At 73.6% G+C, this 22,350-nt stretch carries 22 protein-coding genes; 3 read left to right on the plus strand and 19 right to left on the minus strand.

Annotation, left to right across the window (positions count from 1 at the left end; genetic code table 11):
• Nucleotides 1-4 precede the first annotated feature (4 nt).
• The 7 genes from CR165_RS02180 to CR165_RS02210 all read right to left on the minus strand — a co-directional run bounded on the left by CR165_RS02180 (nucleotide 5) and on the right by CR165_RS02210 (nucleotide 5,528).
• Entirely contained in the window at nucleotides 5-565 is a 561-nt protein-coding gene (locus CR165_RS02180; protein WP_109515301.1) for a DUF1003 domain-containing protein, read from the minus strand.
• Nucleotides 566-594: 29 nt separating this feature from the next.
• Nucleotides 595-1,119, minus strand: coding sequence for a mismatch-specific DNA-glycosylase (locus CR165_RS02185; protein WP_245906058.1), 525 nt, complete (start codon nucleotides 1,117-1,119; stop codon nucleotides 595-597).
• Nucleotides 1,112-1,870 carry a DNA repair protein RecO gene (gene recO / locus CR165_RS02190; RefSeq protein WP_109515303.1) on the minus strand — a complete coding sequence of 253 codons (759 nt, stop codon included), beginning with the start codon at nucleotides 1,868-1,870 and terminating at the stop codon, nucleotides 1,112-1,114. Before recO ends, CR165_RS02185 begins: the two co-directional genes overlap by 8 nt.
• A 66-nt stretch (nucleotides 1,871-1,936) precedes the next feature.
• Nucleotides 1,937-2,896 (minus strand): GTPase Era, encoded by a 960-nt coding sequence (gene era / locus CR165_RS02195; protein WP_109515304.1) that lies wholly within the window; start codon nucleotides 2,894-2,896, stop codon nucleotides 1,937-1,939.
• Nucleotides 2,893-3,594, minus strand: coding sequence for a ribonuclease III (gene rnc / locus CR165_RS02200; protein WP_109515305.1), 702 nt, complete (start codon nucleotides 3,592-3,594; stop codon nucleotides 2,893-2,895). Before rnc ends, era begins: the two co-directional genes overlap by 4 nt.
• A 13-nt stretch (nucleotides 3,595-3,607) precedes the next feature.
• On the minus strand, nucleotides 3,608-4,357 hold the full coding sequence (lepB, locus tag CR165_RS02205) for a signal peptidase I (protein WP_109515306.1): 750 nt from the start codon (nucleotides 4,355-4,357) through the stop codon (nucleotides 3,608-3,610).
• An 88-nt stretch (nucleotides 4,358-4,445) separates the two neighbouring features.
• Nucleotides 4,446-5,528 (minus strand): LLM class flavin-dependent oxidoreductase, encoded by a 1,083-nt coding sequence (locus tag CR165_RS02210; protein ID WP_109515307.1) that lies wholly within the window; start codon nucleotides 5,526-5,528, stop codon nucleotides 4,446-4,448.
• Between the two features lie 46 nt (nucleotides 5,529-5,574).
• On the opposite strand from CR165_RS02210, the gene CR165_RS02215 reads away from it, so the two are divergent.
• A complete protein-coding gene (locus tag CR165_RS02215; protein WP_109515308.1) occupies nucleotides 5,575-5,988 on the plus strand; it encodes a helix-turn-helix domain-containing protein in 414 nt (137 codons plus the stop codon).
• Here CR165_RS02215 and CR165_RS02220 read toward each other — a convergent pair.
• Complete coding sequence (locus CR165_RS02220; protein ID WP_109515309.1) at nucleotides 5,985-7,115, minus strand: lysine-2,3-aminomutase-like protein; 1,131 nt, start codon at nucleotides 7,113-7,115, stop codon at nucleotides 5,985-5,987. The genes CR165_RS02215 and CR165_RS02220 overlap by 4 nt on opposite strands.
• 37 nt (nucleotides 7,116-7,152) lie before the next feature.
• Between CR165_RS02220 and epmA the strand changes: the two genes are divergently transcribed.
• Nucleotides 7,153-8,259: an EF-P lysine aminoacylase EpmA gene (gene epmA, locus CR165_RS02225; RefSeq protein WP_109515310.1), complete on the plus strand. Its 1,107-nt coding sequence runs from the start codon at nucleotides 7,153-7,155 to the stop codon at nucleotides 8,257-8,259.
• A gap of 37 nt (nucleotides 8,260-8,296) precedes the next feature.
• Here epmA and CR165_RS25930 read toward each other — a convergent pair whose 3' ends face one another.
• The 6 genes from CR165_RS25930 to CR165_RS02255 all read right to left on the minus strand — a co-directional run bounded on the left by CR165_RS25930 (nucleotide 8,297) and on the right by CR165_RS02255 (nucleotide 17,690).
• A complete protein-coding gene (locus tag CR165_RS25930) occupies nucleotides 8,297-9,025 on the minus strand; it encodes a class I SAM-dependent methyltransferase (protein WP_109515311.1) in 729 nt (242 codons plus the stop codon).
• A 13-nt stretch (nucleotides 9,026-9,038) separates the two neighbouring features.
• Nucleotides 9,039-11,843, minus strand: a complete 2,805-nt coding sequence (locus CR165_RS25935; protein WP_109515312.1) for a rhamnan synthesis F family protein — start codon at nucleotides 11,841-11,843, stop codon at nucleotides 9,039-9,041.
• The gene (locus CR165_RS02240; RefSeq protein WP_146201812.1) at nucleotides 11,840-13,102 is read right to left on the minus strand and encodes a methyltransferase domain-containing protein; all 1,263 of its coding nucleotides are present in this window, start codon (nucleotides 13,100-13,102) and stop codon (nucleotides 11,840-11,842) included. The genes CR165_RS25935 and CR165_RS02240 overlap by 4 nt, the downstream gene beginning before the upstream one ends.
• Before the next feature lie 67 nt (nucleotides 13,103-13,169).
• Nucleotides 13,170-14,135, minus strand: coding sequence for an NAD-dependent epimerase/dehydratase family protein (locus CR165_RS02245; RefSeq protein WP_109515314.1), 966 nt, complete (start codon nucleotides 14,133-14,135; stop codon nucleotides 13,170-13,172).
• A gap of 257 nt (nucleotides 14,136-14,392) precedes the next feature.
• Nucleotides 14,393-15,166 carry an arginyltransferase gene (locus tag CR165_RS02250; RefSeq protein ID WP_109515315.1) on the minus strand — a complete coding sequence of 258 codons (774 nt, stop codon included), beginning with the start codon at nucleotides 15,164-15,166 and terminating at the stop codon, nucleotides 14,393-14,395.
• Between the two features lie 64 nt (nucleotides 15,167-15,230).
• Complete coding sequence (locus CR165_RS02255) at nucleotides 15,231-17,690, minus strand: penicillin acylase family protein (RefSeq protein WP_109515316.1); 2,460 nt, start codon at nucleotides 17,688-17,690, stop codon at nucleotides 15,231-15,233.
• A gap of 77 nt (nucleotides 17,691-17,767) precedes the next feature.
• Between CR165_RS02255 and CR165_RS02260 the strand changes: the two genes are divergently transcribed.
• Nucleotides 17,768-18,154 carry a YraN family protein gene (locus CR165_RS02260; protein WP_109515317.1) on the plus strand — a complete coding sequence of 129 codons (387 nt, stop codon included), beginning with the start codon at nucleotides 17,768-17,770 and terminating at the stop codon, nucleotides 18,152-18,154.
• A gap of 8 nt (nucleotides 18,155-18,162) precedes the next feature.
• Here CR165_RS02260 and acpS read toward each other — a convergent pair whose 3' ends face one another.
• The 5 genes from acpS to folK form a co-directional block, all read right to left on the minus strand.
• Complete coding sequence (acpS, locus tag CR165_RS02265; protein ID WP_109515318.1) at nucleotides 18,163-18,573, minus strand: holo-ACP synthase; 411 nt, start codon at nucleotides 18,571-18,573, stop codon at nucleotides 18,163-18,165.
• Between the two features lie 51 nt (nucleotides 18,574-18,624).
• The gene (locus CR165_RS02270) at nucleotides 18,625-18,930 is read right to left on the minus strand and encodes an alkylphosphonate utilization protein (RefSeq protein WP_109515319.1); all 306 of its coding nucleotides are present in this window, start codon (nucleotides 18,928-18,930) and stop codon (nucleotides 18,625-18,627) included.
• Nucleotides 18,931-18,993: 63 nt separating this feature from the next.
• Nucleotides 18,994-21,285, minus strand: a complete 2,292-nt coding sequence (locus CR165_RS02275) for a RelA/SpoT family protein (RefSeq protein WP_109515477.1) — start codon at nucleotides 21,283-21,285, stop codon at nucleotides 18,994-18,996.
• Between the two features lie 13 nt (nucleotides 21,286-21,298).
• Nucleotides 21,299-21,703 carry a DNA-directed RNA polymerase subunit omega gene (gene rpoZ / locus CR165_RS02280; RefSeq protein WP_109515320.1) on the minus strand — a complete coding sequence of 135 codons (405 nt, stop codon included), beginning with the start codon at nucleotides 21,701-21,703 and terminating at the stop codon, nucleotides 21,299-21,301.
• 110 nt (nucleotides 21,704-21,813) lie between these two features.
• Nucleotides 21,814-22,314 carry a 2-amino-4-hydroxy-6-hydroxymethyldihydropteridine diphosphokinase gene (gene folK, locus CR165_RS02285; protein ID WP_109515321.1) on the minus strand — a complete coding sequence of 167 codons (501 nt, stop codon included), beginning with the start codon at nucleotides 22,312-22,314 and terminating at the stop codon, nucleotides 21,814-21,816.
• Between the last annotated feature and the right edge of the window lie 36 nt (nucleotides 22,315-22,350).

Below are 22,350 nucleotides of genomic sequence, written 5' to 3' on the forward strand. Positions count from 1 at the left end.
CTTGTCAGGGCGCGATGCGCCTCTCCTCCAGCAGGCGGGTCAGCATCTCGATCTGCCGCTCCTGCTTTTCCAGCAGCGCCGTCATCTGCTCGGCGCGCAGCCGGTCCAGCTTCTCGTGCAGGGCCATGATCTCGATCTCGGCCTTCAGGTTCACCTCGTAGTCATGCGCCGCCACCAGCCGGTCCTTCGCCGATTGCCGGTTCTGGCTCATCATGATGATCGGCGCCTGCAAGGCCGCGATCATCGAGAGCAGCAGGTTCAGGAAGACGAAGGGGTAGGGGTCGAAGGGCTGGCGCAGCAGCCAGAGATTGGCGCCCGTCCAGAGCACCAGCAGCAGCAGGCTGAGCAGGATGAAGCTCCAGGAGCCGCCGAAGCTGGCTACCTTGTCCGCCACCCGGTCGCCGAAGCTCAGCTTCTCGGAGAAGGCCTCGTTGGTGTCGTGGCTGAGCGGGCGGCGCTCCAGCGCGCGGCTCAGCGCGCGGTGCTCGGCCTCGCCCAGCGCCTCGCCGGCGCCGAACCAGCGCGCGGCGGCCTCGCGGAATTCCGGCTTCGGGGATTCGGACATGGCGGCGGCTCCGGGGCGCGGGGAAGCTTTCAGGGGCGGGCGTGGAACCACTGGCCCAGCGCCAGCCAGGGCCGCGCATCCCAGAAGCGGCTGGCCTGGCCGGAGGTGGAGGGCATCACCCAGACGGGCGGGAAATCCGCCGGCCCCTCCACGCGGCCATAGGGGATGGCGCCGGTGCGGCGGCCGAGGAAGGCGGCGGCCGGCGCCTTGGCGGTGAAGGCCACCGCCTGCGGCCGCACCGCGCGGATGCGGGCGGCGAAGCCCGCCGGGTCGTAGGCACCGGGGGGGAGCTGGTCGTCATTGCCGGCGGCGTGCTTGGCCATGTCGGTCAGGCCGATGCCGTGACGCAGGAGCTCCGGATACTCGGCCGGCGCCAGCCGCCGCGGCGTCAGCCCCGCCTGGTGCAGGATGCCCCAGAAGCGGTTGCCCGGATGCGCGTAGTAGGCGCCGCGCGCCGCCGAGACGAGGCCGGGCGCCGAGCCGCAGAACACCAGCCGCAGCCCGGGCGCCAGCAGGTCGGGCAGCACCGGGTCTGACATAGTGGGGTCAGGCATCGGCGGGGGCCTCGGGCTGCGGTGGCAGCAGGGCCTGGATGCGCGTCTCCAGCCATTCCCGCGCCGCCGGCACGGGGCGGTGGCGGCTGCCGAAGGCGTCGCGCGTCAGGAAGTGCCCGGTCAGCCGCAGCCCGGCGAGCCATTCGGCCGGGTCCGCCTCGGCCTGCCCGCCCTGCAGGAACAGCGGCAGCGGCAGCAGCCGCCCGGCATAGGGCGCGGCAGCCTCGGCGCTCACCGCCCGGCCGCTGCGGGGGGAGACATGGGTGAGATGCCCGGCCGTGCCGGTGACGGCGCAGGCGGAAAGGTCCAGCCCATAGCCCAGCGCCTCCAGCAGCAGCGCCTCCCAGCGTATGTAGTCGGCCAGCAGGGCCGGGGCGCCGCGCCCGAGATTGGCCATCAGCGCCAGCAGGCCGGAGAAGACGCGCGGCTGTGCCTCGCGCTCCGGCAGCGCGTCGGCGGCGAGGGCACAGGCGGAGTTGAGCAGGGCGAGGGCGAGGGGGTCGTCCAGCGCCAGGGCGGCGGTGGGGTGCACCATCTCGCCGCTGAAGGCGCCGAGCTGCTCGGAGAGCCGCGCCACCCAGCGCACCTCGACCAGGTTGCCCGGCTGCCACAGCCCCGCCTGGGCGCGGGAGGCGCCGCCCTTGGCCAGCCCCAGGTGCCGCCCCTGCGCCTCGGTCAGCACGCCGACGACGGCGCCGCCCTCGCCATGCGGGCGGGCCTCCAGCACGATGGCGGGGGCCTGCCACTCCATGTGTTCAGGCCGCGGTCGCCGGAGGCGAAGCCGGAAGCGTGGATCGCCGGGTCAACACCCCGGCCCTTAGCCCGCGTCGTCCAGGCCGATGGCGCGCAGCCGGGCGCGCTCCTCGTCCCAGCCCTGGCGTTCCTTGACGTTGAGGAACAGGTGGACGCGGCGCTCCAGCAGCTTCTCCAGCTCGGCGCGCGCCCGGCGGCCGATCTCCTTCACCTTGGAGCCGCCATCGCCGATCAGGATCGCCTTCTGCGTGGCGCGGCCGACATAGATGGTGCAGTCGATCCGCACCGAGCCGTCGCGCCGCTCCTGCCACTGCTCGGTCTCCACCGTGGCGTGGTGCGGCACCTCCTCATGCGTCTGGCGCAGGATCTGCTCGCGCACGATCTCGGCGGCCAGCATCCGCTCCGGCAGGTCGGAGAGCTCGTCCTCCGGGAACAGCCAGGGGCCGTAGGGCAGGCGGGCGGCCAGGGCCGTCATCAGCCGGTCCAGCCCGTCGCCCTTCTCGGCGCTGATCATGAAGGTCTCCTCGAAGGAGAGCTGCTCGTTCAGCGTGGCGGTCAGCGGCAGCAGCCGCTTGGTGTCGATCAGGTCGGACTTGTTCAGCACCAGCCAGATCGGCACCTTGCTGCGCTTGAGGACGGAGATGATGGATTCCACCGCCTCCGTCATGCCGGCGCGCGCATCGACGATCAGCAGCGCCACGTCGGCGTCCTGCGCGCCTTCCCAGGCGGCGGCGACCATGGCGCGGTCGAGCCGCCGGCGGGGCGCGAAGATGCCCGGCGTGTCGGTCAGCACGATCTGCGTGCGGTCCTGCATCACCACGGCGCGGATGCGGAAGCGGGTGGTCTGCGGCTTCGGCGAGACGATGCTCACCTTGCTGCCGGCCAGCCGGTTCACCAGGGTGGACTTGCCGGCATTCGGCGCGCCCACCACGGCGACAAGGCCGCAGCGCGTCGGCGCCTCCGGTGTTCCGGCGGCGGGCGGGGGGTTGTTGGGGGTGTCGTTGGGCGGTGTGTCGTCGGTCATGTCTTGTTGCGTCCTGCCAGCCAGGCCTCGGCCGCCGCCTGCTCGGCCGCGCGCTTGGATTCGCCCTGTCCCTCCGCCTCGCGCCCGGCGGCGCGGACGGCCACGACGAAGACCGGCATATGGGACGGCCCGGTGGTGGAAACCAGCCGGTATTCGGGGAGACCCTCGGCGCGCCCCAGCGTGTATTCCTGCAGCCGGCTCTTGGCCGACATGGGCGGGGTCGGGTCGGCTTCCATGAAGGCGCCCCATTCGCGGCGGATGAAGCCGCGCGCCACCTCCAGCCCGGCATCGAGATAGAGGGCGCCGATCAGCGCCTCGGTCGCGTCGGCGATGACGGTGAAGCGGCCGCGCAGGCCCGTGCGCCCCTCGGCGGGCGGGATGCGCAGCGCGGCGGGCAGGCCGATCGCCTCGCCCACCTTGGCCAGCGTCTCGGCCGCGACCAGCACGGAGAGGCGCTTGCCGAGCGCCCCCTCGCGCTCCTCGGGGAAGCGCTCGGCCAGCCATTCGGCCATCACCAGCGCCAGCACGCGGTCGCCCAGGAATTCCAGCCGCTCGTTGGAATCGAGCATGCCGCGCCTGGGATCGGCGGCGGAGCGATGGGTGAGGGCGTGCGAGAGCAGCCCCGGATCGTTGAAGCTGTGGCCGATGCGGGACAGGAAGGCCGCCCCGTCCGGCAGGGCGGGACCGGCCTTGCTCATGCCGCCCGCTCCCTCACCGCACGCCCGAGAAGATGCGGTCCCAGCGCACCGCGAAGGGCCAGGCCCAGACTTCCCACCACGCCGCCGTGCCATCGACCGAGAAGAAGATCATCTCGGCGCGGCCCACCAGGTTCTCCACCGGCACGAAGCCCACCGCGTTCATCTCGCGGCTGTCGAGGCTGTTGTCGCGGTTGTCGCCCATGGCGAAGACATGGCCGGCCGGCACCACGTATTCGGTGGTGTTGTCGTACTGCCCGTCATCCGAGGCTTCCAGGATCTCGTGCCGCACGGGCGCGCCGCCGCCGGCGGCGGGCAGCGTCTCGCGGTAGCGGCGCACCGTCATGCGCGGGCCGTCGCCCTCCACCGTGTAGAGGCCGAGCCCCTCGCGCGGCACTTCTTGGCCGTTCAGGAACAGCCGGCCGCCGCGCATCTGGATCCGGTCTCCGGGCAGGCCGACGATGCGCTTGATGTAGTCCGTGCTGTTGTCGCGCGGGTACTTGAACACCGCCACGTCGCCGCGCGCCGGCAGCGAGCCGAAGATGCGGCCCTGGAACAGTTCCGGGCTGAACGGCATGGAGTGCCGCGAATAGCCATAGGCGTATTTCGAGACGAACAGGTAGTCGCCCACCAGCAGGGTGGGGATCATGCTGCCCGAGGGAATGTTGAAGGGCTCGAAGGCGACGGCCCGGATGCCGACGGCGATAAGCCCGGCATAGACCACGGTCTTGATGCTTTCGAGCCAGCCGCCGGTTTTCTTCGTCATCGGATGGTGTGCGCGAGGCCCTGCTTCGGTACGCCGCGCCAGCCGCCGCGACCCAGGAGGGGGGTAGAGCGCGGCGCGGGGGGCGCTGTCAAGGAAGGGCGGGAGTCGGGCGGAGGGCGCCGGCGGCCACGGCGCCGCCCGGAGCGCCCGCTGCCAGGCCGAAGGCACCGGCCAGCAGGCTGAGGGATTCGCGCCGCGCCGCCGGGTCGTGCACCGGCGTCAGCACCGCCACCTCCTCCGCGCCGAGTTCGGCCGCCAGCGCCTCCAGCCGCGCCTTCACCTGCTGCGGCGTGCCGATGATGGCCCGCGCCTGCATCCGCGCCAGCTTCTCCCGCTCCGCCTCGGTGTAGGGGTGCGCCGCGGCCTCCTCGGGGGTCGGCAGGGGCGGGTAGATGCCGCGGTCCCGCGAGAGGCGCCACAGCGCGCGGGAGGAGAACAGCCGCGCCGCCTCCGCCTCCGTGGCGGCGCAGAGGGCGAAGACGGCGATCGCCGCGCGCGGCGCCGGCAGCCGCCCCGCCTCGGCGCGGAAGCCCTGGCGGTAGAGCGACAGCGCCTGCTCCGCCCCCGCGCCATCGGTGATGAAATGCGCGAAGCAGTAGGGCAGCCCGAAATAGGCGGCGAGCTGGGCGCCGTAGTCGGAGCTGCCCAGCATCCACAGCTCCGGCCGCGTCGGCACCTCGGGCTGGGCGTGGACGTCGCGGAAGGGGTGGTTCACCGGCAGCCCCTCGCCGAGCCAGCCCAGCAATTCCTGCACCTGGGCCGGAAAGCGGTCGCCCTGGCCCAGCAACCCCTGCGCGGCAGCCGGGTTCAGCGCATAGGCGGTGCGCCCGTCGCTGCCCGGCGCGCGCCCCACCCCGAGATCGATCCGCCCTGGCGCGATCGCCTCCAGCACGCGGAACTGCTCGGCCACCTTCAGCGAGGAATAGTGCGGCAGCATCACCCCCGCCGAGCCGACGCGGATGCGCCGCGTGGTGGCGGCGATGGCGGCGATCAAGATCTCGGGTGCGGCGCCGGCATGGCTGCGGCTGTTATGGTGCTCCGCCAGCCAGTAGCGGGCGTAGCCCAGCGCGTCGGCATGCTGCGCCATGGCCAGGGTCTCGCGGATCGCCGCGTCGGCGCCGCGGCCGGAGGCGATGGTGGACTGGTCGAGGATGGAGAGAACGAGTGCCATGGCGGCAGGTTAGCGCCTTGCCGTCCCACGAAAAGGAAAAGCTGCCATGGGGGAGGAAACCGCCAGCCGCGCCATGGTCGCGGCGCATACCGCCGTGATGCGCCGGCAGTTCGCGCTGCTGGGCTCCAGCCGGCTGCCGGCGGTGCGCGGGATGGAGCGGATCTGGTGCTTCATGGAGGCGGTGCGGGCCGCCCAGCGCGGCACGCGGCTGACGCAGAAGGATCTCTATGCCCTGAGCTCCGGGGCGCTGAGCATGGCCACCCTCTCCCGCGCCGTGGCCGACGGGGTGGAGCTTGGCTACCTGATGCAGCGTCCGGCGCCGGAGGACAGCCGGGTGCGGCTGATCGAGCCCACCCCCCTCGGCCTGCGCCGCCTGGCGGAGCTGGCGCCGGAGGCGATGGAGGAACTGCGCGCCGTGCTGGCCGGGGAGGAGGAGGACAGCACCCCGGCGGCCGGCTAGGGCCGGCCCCCTCCGCCGCGGCCCGGGGGAGGCGCTGCGGCCTGCCCCGCCGCCGGGGCGCCCGCGCGCCCGGGGTGGCGGTGCGGCTGGTGGTCGAGCGGGCCTTCCACGAGCCAGTCCGCCCCGTCGGCGGTGGCGAAATCCGGCCCCAGCGGCGCCTTGCCGGCGCCGCCCGGCAGGTCCAGCACATAGGCCGGCCAGGCCAGCCCGGTGAGCCGCCCCCGCAGCGCCCGCAGGATGGCGCGGCCCTCCGCGACCGGCACCTCGAAGCGCGCCGTGCCGGGCGCGCGGTCCAGCTGGTGCAGGTAGTAGGGCTTCACCTGCGCGGCCAGCATGGCGCGGAACAACGCCGCCAGCGCCTCGGGGCTGTCGTTCACCCCGCGCAGCAGCACGCTCTGGCCGAGCAGCGCCACGCCGGCGCGGCGCAGCACCCGCAGCGCCGCCCGCGCCGGGGGCGCGAATTCCCGCGCGTGGTTGGCGTGGACGCAGAGGAACAGCGCTTTCTCGGTGCTCCCCAGCGCCTCGGCCAGAGCGGGCGTCACCCGCTCCGGCGCCGAGACGGGCACGCGCGAGTGCAGCCGGATGATGTCGAGATGCGGAATGGCCGAGAGCCGCGCCAGGATGTGCCCGAGGCGCCGGGGCGAGAGCATCAGCGGGTCGCCGCCGGTCAGGATCGCCTCGCGCACGGTCGGGGTGGCGGCGAACCAGTCCAGCGCCGCCTCCAGCTCCGCCTCCGAGAGCAGCCCGCCATCCGGCCCCACCACCTCGCGCCGGAAGCAGAAGCGGCAATAGACGGGGCAGGCCAGCAGCGGCTTCAGCAGGGCGCGGTCCGGGTAGCGGTGCACCACGCCCTTCACCGGGGTGAAGGGGGCGTCGCTGGTCGGGTCGCTGCGCTCCTCGGGGAGGGTGGTCAGCTCGGCGATGTCGGGCACGTATTGCCGGGCGATGGGGTCGGCCGGGTCGGCGCGGTCGATCAGCGCCTGCACCGCCGGGGTGAGGGCGATGGCATAGGTCCCGGCCAGCCGCTCCAGCCCCGGCGCCGATTCGGGCGGCACCAGCCCGGCTTCCACCAGGGCGGCGGCATCGCGCAGGGTGCGGGGCTTCAAAGGCGGGGAACCGTCGGGCATGGTCGCGCGCCTTACGCCCGGAGGCCGCAGCGCCGCAATGCCCGATCCCGCAACCCAGCCTTCCCTGCCCGTGTGGCACCCCGAGAGCCTGGCCCGCCGCCTGCCGGCGCTGCGCCGCCGTGCCCGCCTCGCCGCCGAGACCCGCGCCTTCTTCGCCGCGCGCGGCTACACCGAGGTGGAGACCCCCGCTCTGGTGCCGGCGCCGGGGATGGAGGTGCACCTCGCCGCCTTCCGCAGCGAGTTCCGCCCGATACTGGGTGAGGGCGGCTTCCCCCTCTGGCTGCGCACCTCGCCGGAGCTGGCCATCAAGCGGCTGCTGGTGGCCGGCTGCGGGCCCGTCTTCGAGATCGCGCGGGTGTGGCGCAACGGCGAGGTCAGCCCGCGCCACGCGCCCGAATTCACCATGCTGGAATGGTACCGCCCCGGCGCCACGCTGGCGGGGCTGATGGACGAGACGGAGGAATTCTGCCGCGCCGTGCTGCCGCCGCGCGTCGCCTTCGGCGGCGTCGAGACCGACCTGGCGGCGCCCTTCGAGCGGCTCACCGTGGCCGAGGCCTTCGCCCGCCATGCCGGCGGCCTCGACATCCTGGCCACGCTGGACGCGGCGGGGGAGGGCGACGCGGCGGCGCTGCACGCGGCCGCCCGCGCCGCCGGCTTCACGCCGCGGCCGGCCGAGAACTGGGAGGATCTGTTCTTCCGCATCCTGCTGGAGCGGGTGGAGCCGGCGCTGGGCCGGGCGCGGGCCACCTTCCTCACCCACTGGCCCGCCCCGCAGGCCGCGCTGGCCCGGCGCGACCCGGCGGATCCGCGCGTGGCGCTGCGCTTCGAGCTGTTCATGGCCGGCATCGAGCTGGCCAATGCCTTCGACGAGCTGACGGATGCGGCGGAGCAGGCCACCCGCTTCGCCCGCGACGTGGCCGAGCGCCAGCGCCTGTATGGCGAGGGCTGGCCCGTGGACGGGGATTTCCTGGCCGCCCTGGCGCAGGGCATGCCGCCCACCGCCGGCATCGCGCTGGGCTTCGACCGGCTGGCCATGCTGGCGGCGGGGGCGGGCAGCGTGGCGGAGACGCTGTGGCTGGGCCACTGGCCCTATCCGGCAGGTCCCCTCGCGGATGAAACCGGGGAAGGGTCTTCAGGCCCCTGAATCCGGGAACGATTCCCGGAAGAGTTCGCCGCCCCGCTCAGCGCCAGCGGGACAGCCAGCCCCGGCGCGGCGCCTCGCCCCCGGCGCGGCGCGCGCTGAGGGCCAGGGCGGCGGGGAACTCCACCGCGTTCAGCGTGACCGAATCGAAGCCCGCCTCGATCACGCCGCGCCAGGCATCGGCGCCGTATTCGGTCTGCACCCGCCAGTCCTCGCCGCTCTGCGCCGGGTCGCCATGGTAGCTGGGAGGCAGCCCGGCCCGGCTGCGACTCATCCGCCCGACGATGATCGGCACCGTGTAGGCCAGCGTGCCGCCCGGCCGCAGCACGCGGTGGCATTCGCGCAGCGCGGCCGCCGGGTCCGGCACATGCTCCAGCGTATCGGAATGCAGCACGGCGTCGAAGCTCGCATCGGCGAAGCTCAGCGCCTGCATGTCCTCCTGCGGATAGGTGGCGAGGCGGTAGCCGGGCATGGGCTTCAACGCCTCGCCCAGGCCGGCGGCGCCGTTCAGATCCAGCACCCGCAGCCGGCGCGCGGCGCGGCTGGTGGCGAAGCGGGCCAGCACCGGCCCGCCTTCCCAGGCCGCGAGCAGGGCGCGCGCCAGCGCGATGGCGCGCAGATTGCCGCCGCAGGCGAGGCAGGTGCGGCCCTGCTGCCGGTCGATATAGGCGGCCTCCTCGGCCGACAGCTCCCACTCCGCGATCAGGCCGGGCCACAGCACCGGCCGGTCCTCGAAGGCGGTTCCGCCGCAGATGGCGCAGAAGGTCATGCCCGGCCTCTCCCTACCAGCTGGTGCCCGGCGCGCGCAGCCCGCCGACGGTGAAGCCCGCATGCCGCGCCACGAAAGGCATCAGCCGCTCCAGCGCGTGCAGCATGGTGCCGTCATAGGGCAGCGGCTCCTCCGGATAGTCCTCCCAGCCCAGATCCAGGGCCAGCAGCGGCCGCAGCGCCGCGGGGCGGGCCCAGAACATGGTGCCGAGCGGGAAGTCGAAGGCCTCGTCCAGCGGCTGCGGCAGGCCCATCCGCGACGCCAGCGCCTCGGCCACCACCCGGTTGCCGTCCCAGCCGACGATGTGCGGGTCCTCCGCCATCAGCAGGCCCAGCGCCGGACGCGCGGCGAAGGCCGCGGCGGCGAGGTCGAGCATGGCGTGCTCGCCGCCCACCAGATTCTCCCACAGGAAATCGCACCAGACGCGCCCCAGCGTCGTATCGACCGAGATGCTCTTCTTGCCGTGCACATGCCCCACCACGTCGTAGCCGCCTTCGGCGATCTCCCGCGCGAAGCCGGTGAGGAAGGGGCCGATGTCGCGGCCGCGGTTCGGCACCAGCCGCACCGTCACGGCGCCATGGTGGTGGCGGAAGGCATGCCGCAGCGTGGCGGCCTTGCCCTCGCTGTCGGTGGACAGCAGCAGGTCGCAGGCGGTGCGGTTGGCGGCGAGGCGGCTGGCCAGCTCCGGTGCCATGTCGGGGTAGTGGAAATGAGCCTGCAGCGCCATGCGCGGGGCCGCTCCCGGCGCGGGCGGCGGGCTGGCGGGCGAGAACACCTCGCGCAGCCAGGGGCCGGCGGGGCGGCCCTGCTCCAGCCAGTGCGTCACCGGCTCTGCCTCGGCCTGCGGGCCATCCAGCCCGTGGGCGCGGGCATAGACCTGCGGCTGGAAGCCGGCGAAGGGCCGCCGCAGCAGCGGCGTGGGCGAGGCCTCCCGGATGCCGGACCACAGCGCCCATTGCCGCACAGCCAGCCGCTCGGCCGCGCCCGGCTCCTCCGGCGCGGTGCCGGGGGCGAAGGCCATGTCCGGATCGACCAGGCCGGAATCGATCAGCCGGTCGGTCCGCGCGCGGCGGGCCGGGTCGGCGGCGGCGCGGCCCCAGGCGTCGATCTGCCGCACATAGGCGTCCATGTCGTAGGCCCGGGCGCCAACGCGGGCGACCTGCTCGCGGCTGGCCGCCCGCAGCGCCGGGTCCTCCGCCAGCCGGCAGAGCGCCTGCGCGGCGGCATGGGCATCGAGATGCGGCACCACCATCCAGGCGATGTCCGGGTCGGAGGCCAGGATCTCGGCCGTGCCGCAGGCGCCGGCGAAGCAGACCGTCGGGATGCCGCGGGTGACGGCGTCGATGCCCACATTCGGCTGCGGGTCGAGCCGCGAGCACATGAAGAAGGCATCGGTGGCGGCATAGACCGGCTCCAGGTCGCTCACGGCGTCCATGAAGGCGAAGCTGTCCCCCAGATCCGACTGCGCGATCTGCTCGGCCAGGTAGGAGGAGTAGGTGTTGTCCTTCTCCGGGTCATAGCCATGGCCGATCCAGACGAAGCGCAGCTTCAGGTCGGGCCGCAGCCGCCGGGCGGTGGCGGCGGCGGCGATGAACAGGTCCACCCCCTTGCGGATGTGCACGAAGCCGGCCCCCAGCACCAGGAAGGCGTCCTCCATGCCGGGCGGGCGCAGGATGGCCCGCTGCCGCTCCGACAGGGGCTCGGCCTCGCCCGCGGGCATGGTGGGGTCGGAGCGGCCCTGCGGCATGATGTGCACGCCGCGCCGCTCGCGCAGCTCGGGGAAGGCCTCGAAGGAGGAGCGGGCGACGACCTGCGCCGGGAACACCACGTGCTCGGCATGGTCGTAGATGTCGCGCATCCGCCGCAGCGGCCGGGTGTAGGTGGCGAATTCGTGCACCAGCGCCACCACGGGCACGCCGAGCCGCGTCAGGGGCGGCACCATCAGGTGCGTCTCGATGCTGTTGGCCACCGCGTAGAGCGGCTGGTACAGCGCCACCAGCCGCTCGGCGATGCGCTGCATCTCGGCCGCCTTCCATTCCTCCCAGACCAGCGGGCCGATGACGACGCTGGCCATGCGGGCGAAATCGGCCTCCAGCTCGCCGCCATGCATCATCAGGCAGACGATGCGGTAGTCCCGGGAGAGGCGGCGGATCAGGTTCCAGCCCAGCACCGGCGCGCCGGTGCGCGAGCCGTCATGCGAGATGAACAGCATCACCGGCCGCCCGTCATCCGGCAGGGGCGGGAAGCTGAGGCGGTTCACCACCGGGCGGGCGGGGCGGCCTTCGCGCTGGCCGTGCTCGATGTAGTGCAGCAGCGGATGCACGCCCGCGGCCGCGAGGTCCGGGTTGCTTTCCAGGTAGAAGACGGGGTCGAAGCTGTCGCCCGGCTGCCAGCCCAGCAGCTCCCCGATCAGCACGTAATGCGTCACCGGGTCCAGGCCCGCGGGCAGCTGGCGGCCATAGGCCGCCTCGTCGAACACCGCGCCGGCGCGGATGCGGTCGGCGAGCACCTGGGCCTCGGCCGGGTTGCGCGGCAGGGGGCTCGGCGTCATCAGCGACAGCTCGGCCCAGACCAGGCCGGGCGGGCCATCGTAGCCGGACGCGCTGTAGTAAGGCCGCAGGAAATCGCTGGAGAAGCCGGGGCCGGGTTCCAGCCCCAGCCGCCAGCCGGTGCTCAGGTAGTGGCCGGCGGCGTCCGCCATCTCCGGCAGATCGGCCTCGGCGCGGTAGAACAGCTCGTCCAGCACGCCGGATTCGCGCAGCAGCGCGGCATCCTCGGCGCTGGACGGCGAGGCGGCGGGGTCCAGCGCCGCGCTCACGGGCGGCCCTGCCCGACGAGGCGGTCGCGCAGCCTGTGCCGCAGCGGCCGTGGCACCAGGCGGGCCAGATGCAGCACCCCCAGGCGGTGCAGCCGGGCGATCCGCTGCGCGCGCATCTCGGCCTCCTGCGCATCCTGCCGTGCCCGCTCGGCCGCCTCCAGCCGCAGGCGCTCCAGCTCGGCCATCTCGGCTTCCGTGGCGCCGGTGTTGCCGGCCGGCACCGCGCCGCGCGGCGGGCGCCGCCGGAAGGCCTGCCGCAGCGCCGCGTGCTGGCGCCGCAGCCGCTCCATCTCCCCTTGCAGCCCTTCCGCCTGGCCGTGGAGCAGGCCGATCTCCTCCCGCGCCGCGCTCAGCTCGTCCTGCAGGCGGGCGATGGTGGCGACGTTGTTCCGGGCATTCTCCTCGTAGATGGCGGCCTGCGTGGCATAGGCCGCGAGCTCCCGCCGCGTCGCCTCCGGGATTTCGCCCACAGGGGGGAGCGTGCTCGCCTGCACCAGGCCCTGGATCTCGCTGGTCTCGATGAAGAGCGAGTTCGGCACGTCATCCACCGCCGAATCGGAGGCGACGGCGATGAGGTAGGGGGGGCGGGGCAGGGCGCCGCTGGCCTCGTAATGCGCCGGGCCGCGCTTCTCGAAGGTCAGGGTGCGGGCCGGGCCGGTGCCGTCATCCGCCACCAGGGCGGAGCCCATCATCGGCCGCTGCGCGAGGAGATGCACCCGCGGGAAGAAGCGGCGCAGCAGCGCCTCGAACTCCGGGCGGGACAGCTCGTTCACATGGTAGGGGTTGGCCGCGCTGCCGGGCGGCGAATACACGTCCCGCTCGGGGGAGGAGATGATGAGGCGCCCGCCGGGGCGCAGCACCCGGCGCACCTCCGCCATGAACTGGTCGTGCTCGTAGAAATGCTCGAGCGTCTCGAAGGAGACCACGGCATCGACGCTGGCATCGGCCGCCGGCAGGCGGCGCGCGTCGCCCTGCTGGTAGCGCAAGTTCGCGGCGGGGTAGGCCCGCGCCGCGTGCTCCACCGCCTGGGCCGAAAGCTCCACGCCCAGCACCGAGCGCGCCGCCTGCGCCAGCAGGGCGGAGCCATAGCCTTCGCCCGCGGCCACATCCAGCACGTCCAGGCCGCGGCACAGGCTGCGCGCCAGGAAGTAGCGGTGCAGGTGCTCGATCTCGACCTGCCCGGAGGTGGCGGTGGTCAGACGCTCGCCCGTCCACTCCAGAGGCGCCGCGGGCATCGCCCGTTCAAAGATCTCACCCACGCGCTTGGTCTCCCTTCCGCTGTTCTGCTGCCCGCATGACGCGGCCGGGCGGGCCGCGTCGCCTATCTCAGCCCATGGTCGAGAGCGTGGCCGCGCCGGCCAGGTCGCTCAGGGTCCGGCTCATGCCCTCGGCGAAGGACAGGCGGGGCGCCCAGCCCAGCACGTCGCGCGCCCGGCGGATGTCCAGCACGCTGACCGGCACGTCGAAGGCCCTGCCGGGCTCGCGCCGCACGGCCAGGCGGCGGCCGAGGCGCGCCTCCAGCTCCGCGATGATGGTGTTGAGGCTGGTACCCTGGCCGCTGCCGATGTTGACGACCCAGTTCTCCCCGACCTCGGGGCAGGTGGCCAGCGCCGCCATGCCGGCCGCCGCGTCGGCGATGTGGATGAAGTCGCGCACCACCTCGCCATCGCCCCAGATGGTGATGGGCTGGCCGGTGAGGGCATGGTGCAGGAAGGTGGTGGCGGCGCCCTGGCCGCGCGCGAGGTCCTGCCCGGCGCCGAAGGGATTGGCGAGCCGCGCCACCCGGCAATCCAGCCCGTAAAGGGCGCGGTAGAGGCCGAGATACAGCTCCACCGCCGCCTTGCCGGCGCCATAGGCGGTGATCGGCGCGAGGGTGTGCTCCTCCGGCACCGGAACCTGGCGCAGCCGGCCATAGACCGTGCCACCGGAGGAGGAGAAGACCAGCCGCGGCGCCGCCTTGCCCCGCCGGCGCATGGCCTCGAGCAGGGCGAGGGTGGGGGTGGTGTTCAGGGCGAGGTCGCGGGCAGGGTCGGCATTGGCGCTGGCCGGCAGCGAGGCCCAGACATAATGGTGCACCACCGCCACGCCTTCGAGCATGGCGTCCCAGTCGGCGGTGGCCAGGTCGGCGGTGCAGTGGCCGATGCGGTGGCGGACCGCCTCGGGGTAGGTGACGGAGAGCGGCGCCCTGTCGCAGAGCATGACCGTCTCCCCGGCCTCGGCCAGGAGCAGCGCTACATGGCGGCCGATGAAGCCGCAGCCGCCAAGGATGAGATGATGGCGGGTCCCGGTCATGGCGCGAAGGAATCCAAGCTTTGTCTTTCCGTGAACAGGGCCATGAGCAGAACGCCGGGCCCTGAGGGCCCTCCGCGCTTATAGGCGAGGTGGGGAGGGTGCGCCACCACCCCTCCCGGCGCGGCTCGGGACGTGGCCCAGGGGAGCGTGGCCCAGGGGAGCGTGGCCCAGGGGAGCGTGGCCCAGGGGAGCGTGGCCCAGGGGAGCGTGGCCCAGGGGAGCGTGGCCCAGGGGAGCGTGGCCTAGGGGAGCGTGGCTCAGGGCGTGGCGGCGGTGGCCAGGGTGGCGGTGCCCGCCTCCGGCATGCCGCCGCGCGGCAGCGGGCGCCAGGTGCCGCCGGCCAGGATCTCGCTGGGGTGGAAGCGCGCCTTGTAGGTCATCTTGCGGCTCTGCGGCACCCAGTAGCCGAGATAGACATAGGGCAGCCCCAGCTCCACCGCCCGCCGCACCAGCCACAGGATGATGAAGGTGCCGAGCGAGCGCTTCTCCAGCTCCGGCTCGTAGAAGGAGTAGACGGCCGACAGCCCGTCGCTCAGCCAGTCGGTCAGGCAGCCGCCAAGCAGCCGGCCATCGGCGTCGCGGAACTCCACCAGCCCGGTGGTGATCGGCGTGTCCTCCACCATGGCGCGGTAGTCGTAGAAGCCCATCGCCGCCATGTCGCCATCCTGGTGGCGGCTGCGCTGGTAGCGCTGGAACAGCGAGAACTGCTCGGCCGTGGCGCGCGCCGGGGCGGGGCTGCCCTGCACCCCCTCATTGGCGCGGGCGACGCGGCGCTGCGTGCGGTCCGGCCGGAAGCCGGCGGCGTCGATGCGGATGGGAATGCAGGCCTGGCAGCCCGGGCAGACCGGCGAATAGGCGATGTTGTGGCTGCGGCGGAAGCCGGCGCGCGAAAGCCGGTCGTGCAGCGGCTCGGCATCGGGGCCGGTCAGCTCGGTCACGATCTTCCGTTCCAGCCGGCCGGCCAGGTAAGGGCAGGGCAGCGGCGCGGTGGTGTAGAAGAATTGCGGGCGGCGGGTGGAGCGGTGCAGCATCTGTTCCCCTACTTTCCCTGCCCGCGCGCCACGATGCAACGGTGGATGCGCACCTTCCGCCGCCTCATTCGCCCGTGGCCCCGCCGGGCACCAGGGTGAACTGGCCGCCCGCCTGCTCCGGCACGACGCCGAGGCGCAGCAGCCGCGCCCCTTCCGCGCCCTGTCCCGCCCAGAGCGGCGCTTGGTCTCCCCAGTGGCGGGAGAGCGGGTGGCCCGACTGCCCGGTGGCGATCACCGCCCAGGCGCCGTCGGGCGTGGCGAGGTCGAACACGGCGCGCAGGCCGGGGCCGTGCACGTGGCGGAAGCCGCCATCCATGCCGCCGCGGTTGACCGTCTCGCCATCGCCCGGCGTGGGCAGGGCGATGGCCGTCCAGCCGCCGAGGCCGGGGAGGAAGCGCAGCAGCGGGTGCTCGAACCGCACTTCATGCGCATCCCCCCAGCGCCAGGCCGCGGGGTCCGGGCCGAAGCGCGCCACCAGCGCCTCCACCGCCTCGGTCAGCGCGGCGGCGGCGAGCGCGGCACAGGCGCCGCCGGGGGCGAATTCCGGGGCCGGGCGGGGCGCGCCAGCTTCGGCGGCGGGGCGGCACCAGTGCGCGCCGCGCCCGTCCGGGTGCAGCACGAAGCGCAGAAACTCCGCCGTGGGCGGCCAGCCGCCCTCCGGCACGCCGCCATGCGCCAGCGCCATGCGGGCGGCCAGCTTCCACCAGGCGTTGAAGATGAGCGGCTGCGGCCGGTCCACCGCCATCTCGCCCTCCCAGCCCAGCAGCAGGTCGCGCGCCACGCCGGCCGGGCCGCCGGGGCGGGGCAGGGCCAGCAGCACCGGCAGCACCTCCCGCGCGAACAGGCTGGTGGCATCCTGCTGGATCGCCGCCTGGTCCTGCGGCGTGTGGCGCCCGCGCTGCGCCAGCAGGCCGTGGATGCGGCGGAAGCGCCAGTCGCCGTGCCAGTCGCGGCCGAGATAGGGCTCCGCCCCCTCCGGCTGCACGCGGTTGTTGGCGTTCACCAGCGCCCCGCCGGCGGGGCGCTCGGCATGGGGCAGCGCGTCGAAGGGCAGGAAGCCGGCCCAGTCATGGCTGCCATCCCAGCCGGGCGCGGGCAGGCTGCCATCGCCCGCGCGGCGCAGCGGGGTACGGCCGGTGAGGTACATGGCGATGCCGCCCGCCGCCTCCGCCACCATCAGGTTCTGCGGCGGCGCGGTGATGCGGGCGGCCGCCGCCCGCGCCGTGGCGAGGTCGCCCGCGCGGTTCAGCGCCAGCAGCCCGGCGGCGGCGCTGTCGCCCGGCTCCAGATTGGCCATTTGCACCGCGAGCACCGTGCCGTCCGCCGGGCTGCCCTCCAGGTCGGAGATCACCGGGCCGTGCCGCGTCTCGCGCACCCGCAGCACCTGCTCCTCCTGGCCGCGGACGGCGATGCGCTCCTCCCGCACGGTGAAGGGGCGGGGGCCGTCCGGCGTCTCGTAGCCCTCGGCGCCGGAGAGGCGCTCGATGAACAGGTCCTGCGTGTCGGAATGGGTGGTGGTGAAGCCCCAGGCCAGGCTCTCGTTGCGGCCGATCACCATGAAGGGCACGCCCGGCGCGGTGGCGCCCGCCAGGAAGCGGCCGCCCGGCAGCTCGATGCGCGCCAGATACCACAGGATCGGCGCCTGGAAGCCGAGATGCGGGTCGGACGCCAGCAGCGCGCCGCCACTGGCCGAGCGGGCGGGCGCCAGCGCCCAGGCGTTGGAGGCGACATTGGGCAGCGGCGCATCCTCGGGAAAGCGCGGCAGGGCGGCGGCGAGGCGCGCCATCCGCCCCGGCTCCAGCAATCCCGGCTTCAGCAATCCCGGCTCCAGCGCCGCCTGCCGCTCCGCCGCGCCATCGGGGCGGCCGGGGCTGTCATCGGCCGGCCACAGCTCGGCCAGCCGCGCGGGCGGCAGCAGGGCGGCGAGGCGGGCGCGGTCCAGCTCCGTGCGCCAGTTGTTGGAGAGCCACAGCCCCATGGTCTTGGCCCAGAGCAGCGAATGCGCCGGCTGCCATGGCTCCGGCACGCCGAGCGCCAGGAATTCCGGCGCGGCGAGCCGGCCGCGCGCGCCGATCCAGGCATTCACCCCCTCGGCATAGGCCTCCAGCACGGCGCGCGTGTCGGGCGGCAGGGCCTCGTAATCGGCCTCGGCGCGCTGGCGGAGCCCGAGGGTGCGGTGGAAGCGGTCCAGCCGCAGCGCCGCCGGGCCGGCGATCTCGGCCAGGCGGCCGCTGGCGTTGCGGCGCATCAGCTCCATCTGGAACAGCCGGTCCCGCGCATGCAGCCAGCCCAGCGCGCGCGCCGCGTCCGCCTCGGTGCGGGCGGTGATGCGGGGGATGCCGTGCGAATCCTCCACCACCTCCACCGGGGCGGAGAGGCCGGGCAGGCCGATGCGCCCCGCGCACGGGGGCAGGCTGGCCCAGAGCAGCCCGGCCGCGCCGAGGCCGGCCAGGATCAGGATCAGGGCGGCGGCGATCAGGCCGCGACGGAAGAAGCGGCGCAGCCGGCCGGGGCGTCTCTGCATGCTTCCCGATGTGGGGCGGAAGGCGTGCGGCCACAGCCCGGCTTGCGCCGTTTCACGCCTGCGTGAAGAGTGGCGCGATGCGCCGCACGCCCGAGACACGCGCCGCCGCCACGATGCGCGGCCAGCAGGCGGAGGAAGCCGTGGCCACCCGGCTTGAGGCGGCGGGCTGGGCGGTGCTGGCGCGCCGCCTCCGGGGCGCGCGCGGCGGCCCCGCCGGAGAGATCGACCTCGTCGCCGAGCGGGAGGGGCTGCTGGCCTTCATCGAGGTGAAGGCGCGGGCGGAGCTGGCGGGCGCCGCCCTGGCGCTCGGCCCGCGCCAGCGCGCCCGCCTGCTGGCGGCGGCGGAGGCGTGGATGGCGGCGAACCCCGGCCATGGCGCGGCCGGCGTGCGGTTCGACGTGGTGCTGGTGGACGGGGCCGGGCGGATGCGGCGCATCGCCGATGCCTTCCGGCAGGAAAGCTAGGCGCCGCCTCAGGGCACCAGCCGCACCGCCGCGATGATGACGATGGCCTGGGCGTAGGGATACTCGTCGGTCATGGTCAGGCTGACCTGGGCGCCGTAGCCCTGCGGCGTGATGGCGTCCAGCCGCTGCGCCGCGCCGCCGGTGAGGCGCAGCGAGGGCTGGCCGGTGGAGAGGTTCACCACCCCAAGGTCGCGCCAGAACACGCCCGCCCGGAAGCCGGTGCCGAGCGCCTTGGAGGCCGCCTCCTTGGCGGCGAAGCGCTTGGCATAGGTGGCGGCGCGCAGCTTGGGCGTGCGCGATTCCGCCTTCTTGCGCTCCAGCGGGGTGAAGACCCGGTCGAGGAAGCGGTCGCCGTAGCGCTCGATGGAGCGCTCGATGCGGCGGATGTCGACGATGTCGTTGCCGAGGCCGATGATCATGCCAGGGCTTTAGAGCAGAATCCCGCTAGGCAAAATCACCTCCGGGACAGCTCAGCGCTTGCGCACGAACTCCGTGCGCAGCACCAGCCCCTTGATGCTCTCATGCTTGCAGTCGATCTCGTCCGGGTCGTCGGTCAGGCGGATCGAGCGGATGACGGTGCCCTGCTTCAGCGTCTGGTTGGCACCCTTCACCTTCAGGTCCTTGATGAGGGTGACGGAATCGCCATCGGCCAGCAGGTTGCCCGCCGCGTCGCGCGGCTGCGGCCGGGCCGCCTCGGCGGCGGCGGCCAGCTCGGCGGCCGGGCGCCACTCGCCGGTGGCCTCGTCATAGACATACTCGTCGCTGCTCTCGGCCATGGCCGGCTCTCCCGCGGATAAGGCGCGGGTTCTCCCCCCGCCGGGGGAGGCCGGCAAGGGGTCTCAGCCCTTGCTGCGCTCCACCTGGATGATGCCGGGGCAGGCGCGCAGCGCCGCCACCACGTTGGAGAGGTGGCGCAGGTCGCTCACCTCCAGGTCCACCACCACCTCGGCATAGTCCGGCGCGCGGTGGGCGAAGCGGAGGTTGTGCAGCTTGCCGTTCTGCTTGGCGATGACGACCGTCATGGCGGCGATGGCCGAGTCCTCATTGGCCGTCACCACGTCCAGCCGGCCGAGATGGGCGCCCCCCGAGCCGGCCTCGTAGTCCCAGTCGATGTCGAGGAAGCGCTCGGGCGTGGCGGAGAAGGCCTCGAGGTTGTGGCAGTCATGCTTGTGCACCGTCACCCCCTTGCCGGTGGAGACGATGCCGACGATGCGGTCCCCCGGCACGGGGTGGCAGCAGCCGGCGAACTGCACCGCCATGCCGGCGACCAGGCCGGTGATGCCGGAGCTGGCCTCCCGCCGCCGCTCGGGGCGCATGACGGTGGCGCCGGGCTTGCCGCGGGCGCGGGCCAGCGGCAGGTGGTCCATCGGCCGCGGCGGGCCGCGCAGCTCGGGGATGGCGGCGTGCAGCACCTCCCGCGCCGAGAGGTTGCCGTTGCCGACGGCGACGCACAGCTCCTCGAAGCCCGGCTGCTTGAAGGCCTTGAGGGCGGGTTCCAGCAGCTTCTCGGAGAATTCCAGCCCCTCCTGCCGGAAGGCCTTGGCGATGGCGCTGCGCCCCTGCTCCTGGAACTCGGTGCGCTGCCGCGCCATGACGAAGCGCTTGATGCGCGCCTTCGCCTTGCCGGTGACGACGAAGCGCTCCCAGGCCGGGTTCGGCGTGCCGCCGCGCGCGGTGATGATCTCGACCTGGTCGCCATTCTCCAGCTGGTGGCGGAGCGGCACGATGCGGCCGTTGATCTTGGCGCCGACGCAGGCATCGCCCACCTGGCTGTGCACCTGGTAGGCGAAGTCGATCGGCGTGGCGCCGCGCGGCAGGGCGATCAGGTCGCCCTTCGGCGTGAAGCAGAAGACCTGGTCCTGGTGCAGGGCGAGCTTGGTGTGCTCCAGGAACTCCCCCGGCTCGGCGGCGGATTCCAGGATCTCCAGCAGCTCGCGCACCCAGGGGTAGCGGCGCTGCTTCGGCGCCTCGGCCGTGGGGCTGCCGCCCTGCTTGTACATCCAGTGCGCGGCCACGCCGTATTCGGCGATCTCGTGCATGTCCGGCGTGCGGATCTGCACCTCGATCTTGGCGTTGCGGCGCTCCGGCACCGTCACGCCGGTGTGCAGCGACTGGTAGCCGTTGGGCTTGGGCGTCGAGATGTAGTCCTTGAACCGCCCGGGCACCACGCGGTAGGCGGAGTGGATGGCGCCCAGCGCCGCGTAGCAGTTCGCCTTGTCCGTGGTGACGACGCGGAAGGCCATGATGTCCGAGAGCTGCTCGAACTCCACCTTCTTCTCGTGCATCTTCATCCAGATCGAGTAGGGCGATTTCTCGCGCCCCGTCACCTCGACCACCGGCACCTCCGCCTCCCGCAGCCTGGCCTTGAGGTCGGTGGCGACGTCGTCGATCAGGTCGGCGCCCTGGCCGCGCAGGAAGGCGAGGCGGGCGGTGATGGTCTGGTAGGCATCCGGCTGCAATTCCCGGAAGGAGAGGGATTGCAGCTCGGTCTTCACCGCGTCCATGCCGATGCGCTCGGCCAGCGGCGCGTAGATCTCCATCGTCTCGCGGGCGATGCGGGCGCGGCTCTCCGGCTTCGGCTTGAAGTGCAGCGTGCGCATGTTGTGCAGCCGGTCCGCCAGCTTCACCAGCAGCACGCGGATGTCCTCGCTCATGGCGAGGACGAGCTTGCGGAAGTTCTCCGCCTGCTTGGTGCGCTCCGATTGCAGCTCCAGCCGCGTCAGCTTGGTGACGCCGTCGATCAGCCGGGCGATGTCGGCGCCGAAGCGCTTCTCCAGCTCCGGCAGGCCGAAGCTGGTGTCCTCCACCACGTCGTGCAGCAGGGCGGTGGCGATGGTGGCGGTATCCAGCCGGTAGCCGGCCAGGATGCCGGCCACGGCCAGCGGATGGGTGATGTAGGGGTCGCCATTCTCCCGCGCCTGGGAGGCGTGCGCGGTGGCGGCGATGTTGTAGGCGGATTCCAGCAGCGCCACATCGGCGCGCGGATCATAGGCGGCGACCCGCCGGGCCAGCTCGGTGCCCGGCGTCTCCACCGGCGGCGGCGGCGCTGGCACGGCGATGGCGGGGCCGGATGGCAGCCCCTCGGGCGCACGCGGCGCCGGGTTGAAGCTCGGCCCGGCGCCGGGTTTCAAGCGCGCCCCCGGCTCAGCGGCGGCCGCCGCCGCCGCCGAGCTCGGCGGCAATCGCCGCCTCGATGTCGTCGGGCGAGAGATCCTCGAGGCCGGCGCCCTCGGGCGAGTTGTCCTCGCTCACATCCATCACGCCGAAGATGTTCTCGTCGGTGGCGATGAGGTCGATCACCTCCTCCTCCACCGGCTCCGGCTCCGGCGCACGCAGCAGGGATTTCACGAGGTCCTCGTGCAGCGCGTCCAGCTCCACCGTCTCGTCGGCGATCTCGCGCAGGGCAACGACGGGGTTCTTGTCGTTGTCCCGGTCGACCGTCAGCTCCTCGCCCCGGCTGATGTTGCGGGCGCGCTGCGCGGCGATCAGGACCAGCTCGAAGCGGTTCGGGATCTTCAGGATGCAGTCTTCGACCGTGACGCGGGCCATGGGCGGCCTCCAACTCAAAATCTGTGCTGAACGCCTGAGATAGCCACCGCATCCGCGAATAGCAAGCTTCTGGCGCCTTTGTGCGCCGCGCGGCCGGCGCGGCGGCCGCGTCAGAGCGGCCGCATCGGCGCCGCCGGCAGTTCCGCCAGCAGCGCTTCCACGCTGCGGCCGAGGCGCGGATGCACCCAGCCCGGCGCCACCTCGGCCAGCGGCTCCAGCACGAAGCGGCGCAGATGCGCGCGCGGGTGCGGCAGCACCGGGTCCGGCGCGTCGCGCACCGTCTCCCCCATGGCCCCCATGGCGATGATGTCGAGGTCCAGGGTGCGCGGGGCGTTGGGGTAGGGGCGCTGGCGGCCGGCCGCCTGCTCCAGAGCCTGCAGCGCCGCCAGCAGCGCCGCGGGGTCCAGGCCGCCGGCGCAGCGCGCCACGCCGTTCGCATACCAGGGCGCGCCGGGCAGGGGCGGCTCCGGCGCCGTCTCCCACCAGCGCGAGACGGCCTCCAGCCGCAGGCCGGGAATGCCGTCCAGCGCCGCCGCGGCGGCCTCGCAGGTGGCGCGCGGGGCGCGGCCATCCGTGCCGGGGAGGTTGGCGCCGAGCGCGATCAGGATCATGCGGGGGGTTCCGGCCGGGCGTTGCGGCGCCCCCAT

It is taken from the genome of Teichococcus aestuarii (genome assembly GCF_003116135.1).
Classification (GTDB): Bacteria; Pseudomonadota; Alphaproteobacteria; order Acetobacterales; family Acetobacteraceae; genus Pseudoroseomonas; species Pseudoroseomonas aestuarii.

What these genes read in the sequence shown, in the direction of transcription:
- CR165_RS02180 (WP_109515301.1), bottom strand. Translation starts at nt 565, where the DNA reads ATGTCCGAATCCCCGAAGCCGGAATTCCGCGAGGCCGCCGCGCGCTGG.
- CR165_RS02185 (WP_245906058.1), bottom strand. Translation starts at nt 1,119, where the DNA reads ATGCCTGACCCCACTATGTCAGACCCGGTGCTGCCCGACCTGCTGGCG.
- recO (WP_109515303.1), bottom strand. Translation starts at nt 1,870, where the DNA reads ATGGAGTGGCAGGCCCCCGCCATCGTGCTGGAGGCCCGCCCGCATGGC.
- era (WP_109515304.1), bottom strand. Translation starts at nt 2,896, where the DNA reads ATGACCGACGACACACCGCCCAACGACACCCCCAACAACCCCCCGCCC.
- rnc (WP_109515305.1), bottom strand. Translation starts at nt 3,594, where the DNA reads ATGAGCAAGGCCGGTCCCGCCCTGCCGGACGGGGCGGCCTTCCTGTCC.
- lepB (WP_109515306.1), bottom strand. Translation starts at nt 4,357, where the DNA reads ATGACGAAGAAAACCGGCGGCTGGCTCGAAAGCATCAAGACCGTGGTC.
- CR165_RS02210 (WP_109515307.1), bottom strand. Translation starts at nt 5,528, where the DNA reads ATGGCACTCGTTCTCTCCATCCTCGACCAGTCCACCATCGCCTCCGGC.
- CR165_RS02215 (WP_109515308.1), top strand. Translation starts at nt 5,575, where the DNA reads ATGGGGGAGGAAACCGCCAGCCGCGCCATGGTCGCGGCGCATACCGCC.
- CR165_RS02220 (WP_109515309.1), bottom strand. Translation starts at nt 7,115, where the DNA reads ATGCCCGACGGTTCCCCGCCTTTGAAGCCCCGCACCCTGCGCGATGCC.
- epmA (WP_109515310.1), top strand. Translation starts at nt 7,153, where the DNA reads ATGCCCGATCCCGCAACCCAGCCTTCCCTGCCCGTGTGGCACCCCGAG.
- CR165_RS25930 (WP_109515311.1), bottom strand. Translation starts at nt 9,025, where the DNA reads ATGACCTTCTGCGCCATCTGCGGCGGAACCGCCTTCGAGGACCGGCCG.
- CR165_RS02245 (WP_109515314.1), bottom strand. Translation starts at nt 14,135, where the DNA reads ATGACCGGGACCCGCCATCATCTCATCCTTGGCGGCTGCGGCTTCATC.
- CR165_RS02250 (WP_109515315.1), bottom strand. Translation starts at nt 15,166, where the DNA reads ATGCTGCACCGCTCCACCCGCCGCCCGCAATTCTTCTACACCACCGCG.
- CR165_RS02255 (WP_109515316.1), bottom strand. Translation starts at nt 17,690, where the DNA reads ATGCAGAGACGCCCCGGCCGGCTGCGCCGCTTCTTCCGTCGCGGCCTG.
- CR165_RS02260 (WP_109515317.1), top strand. Translation starts at nt 17,768, where the DNA reads ATGCGCCGCACGCCCGAGACACGCGCCGCCGCCACGATGCGCGGCCAG.
- acpS (WP_109515318.1), bottom strand. Translation starts at nt 18,573, where the DNA reads ATGATCATCGGCCTCGGCAACGACATCGTCGACATCCGCCGCATCGAG.
- CR165_RS02270 (WP_109515319.1), bottom strand. Translation starts at nt 18,930, where the DNA reads ATGGCCGAGAGCAGCGACGAGTATGTCTATGACGAGGCCACCGGCGAG.
- rpoZ (WP_109515320.1), bottom strand. Translation starts at nt 21,703, where the DNA reads ATGGCCCGCGTCACGGTCGAAGACTGCATCCTGAAGATCCCGAACCGC.
- folK (WP_109515321.1), bottom strand. Translation starts at nt 22,314, where the DNA reads ATGATCCTGATCGCGCTCGGCGCCAACCTCCCCGGCACGGATGGCCGC.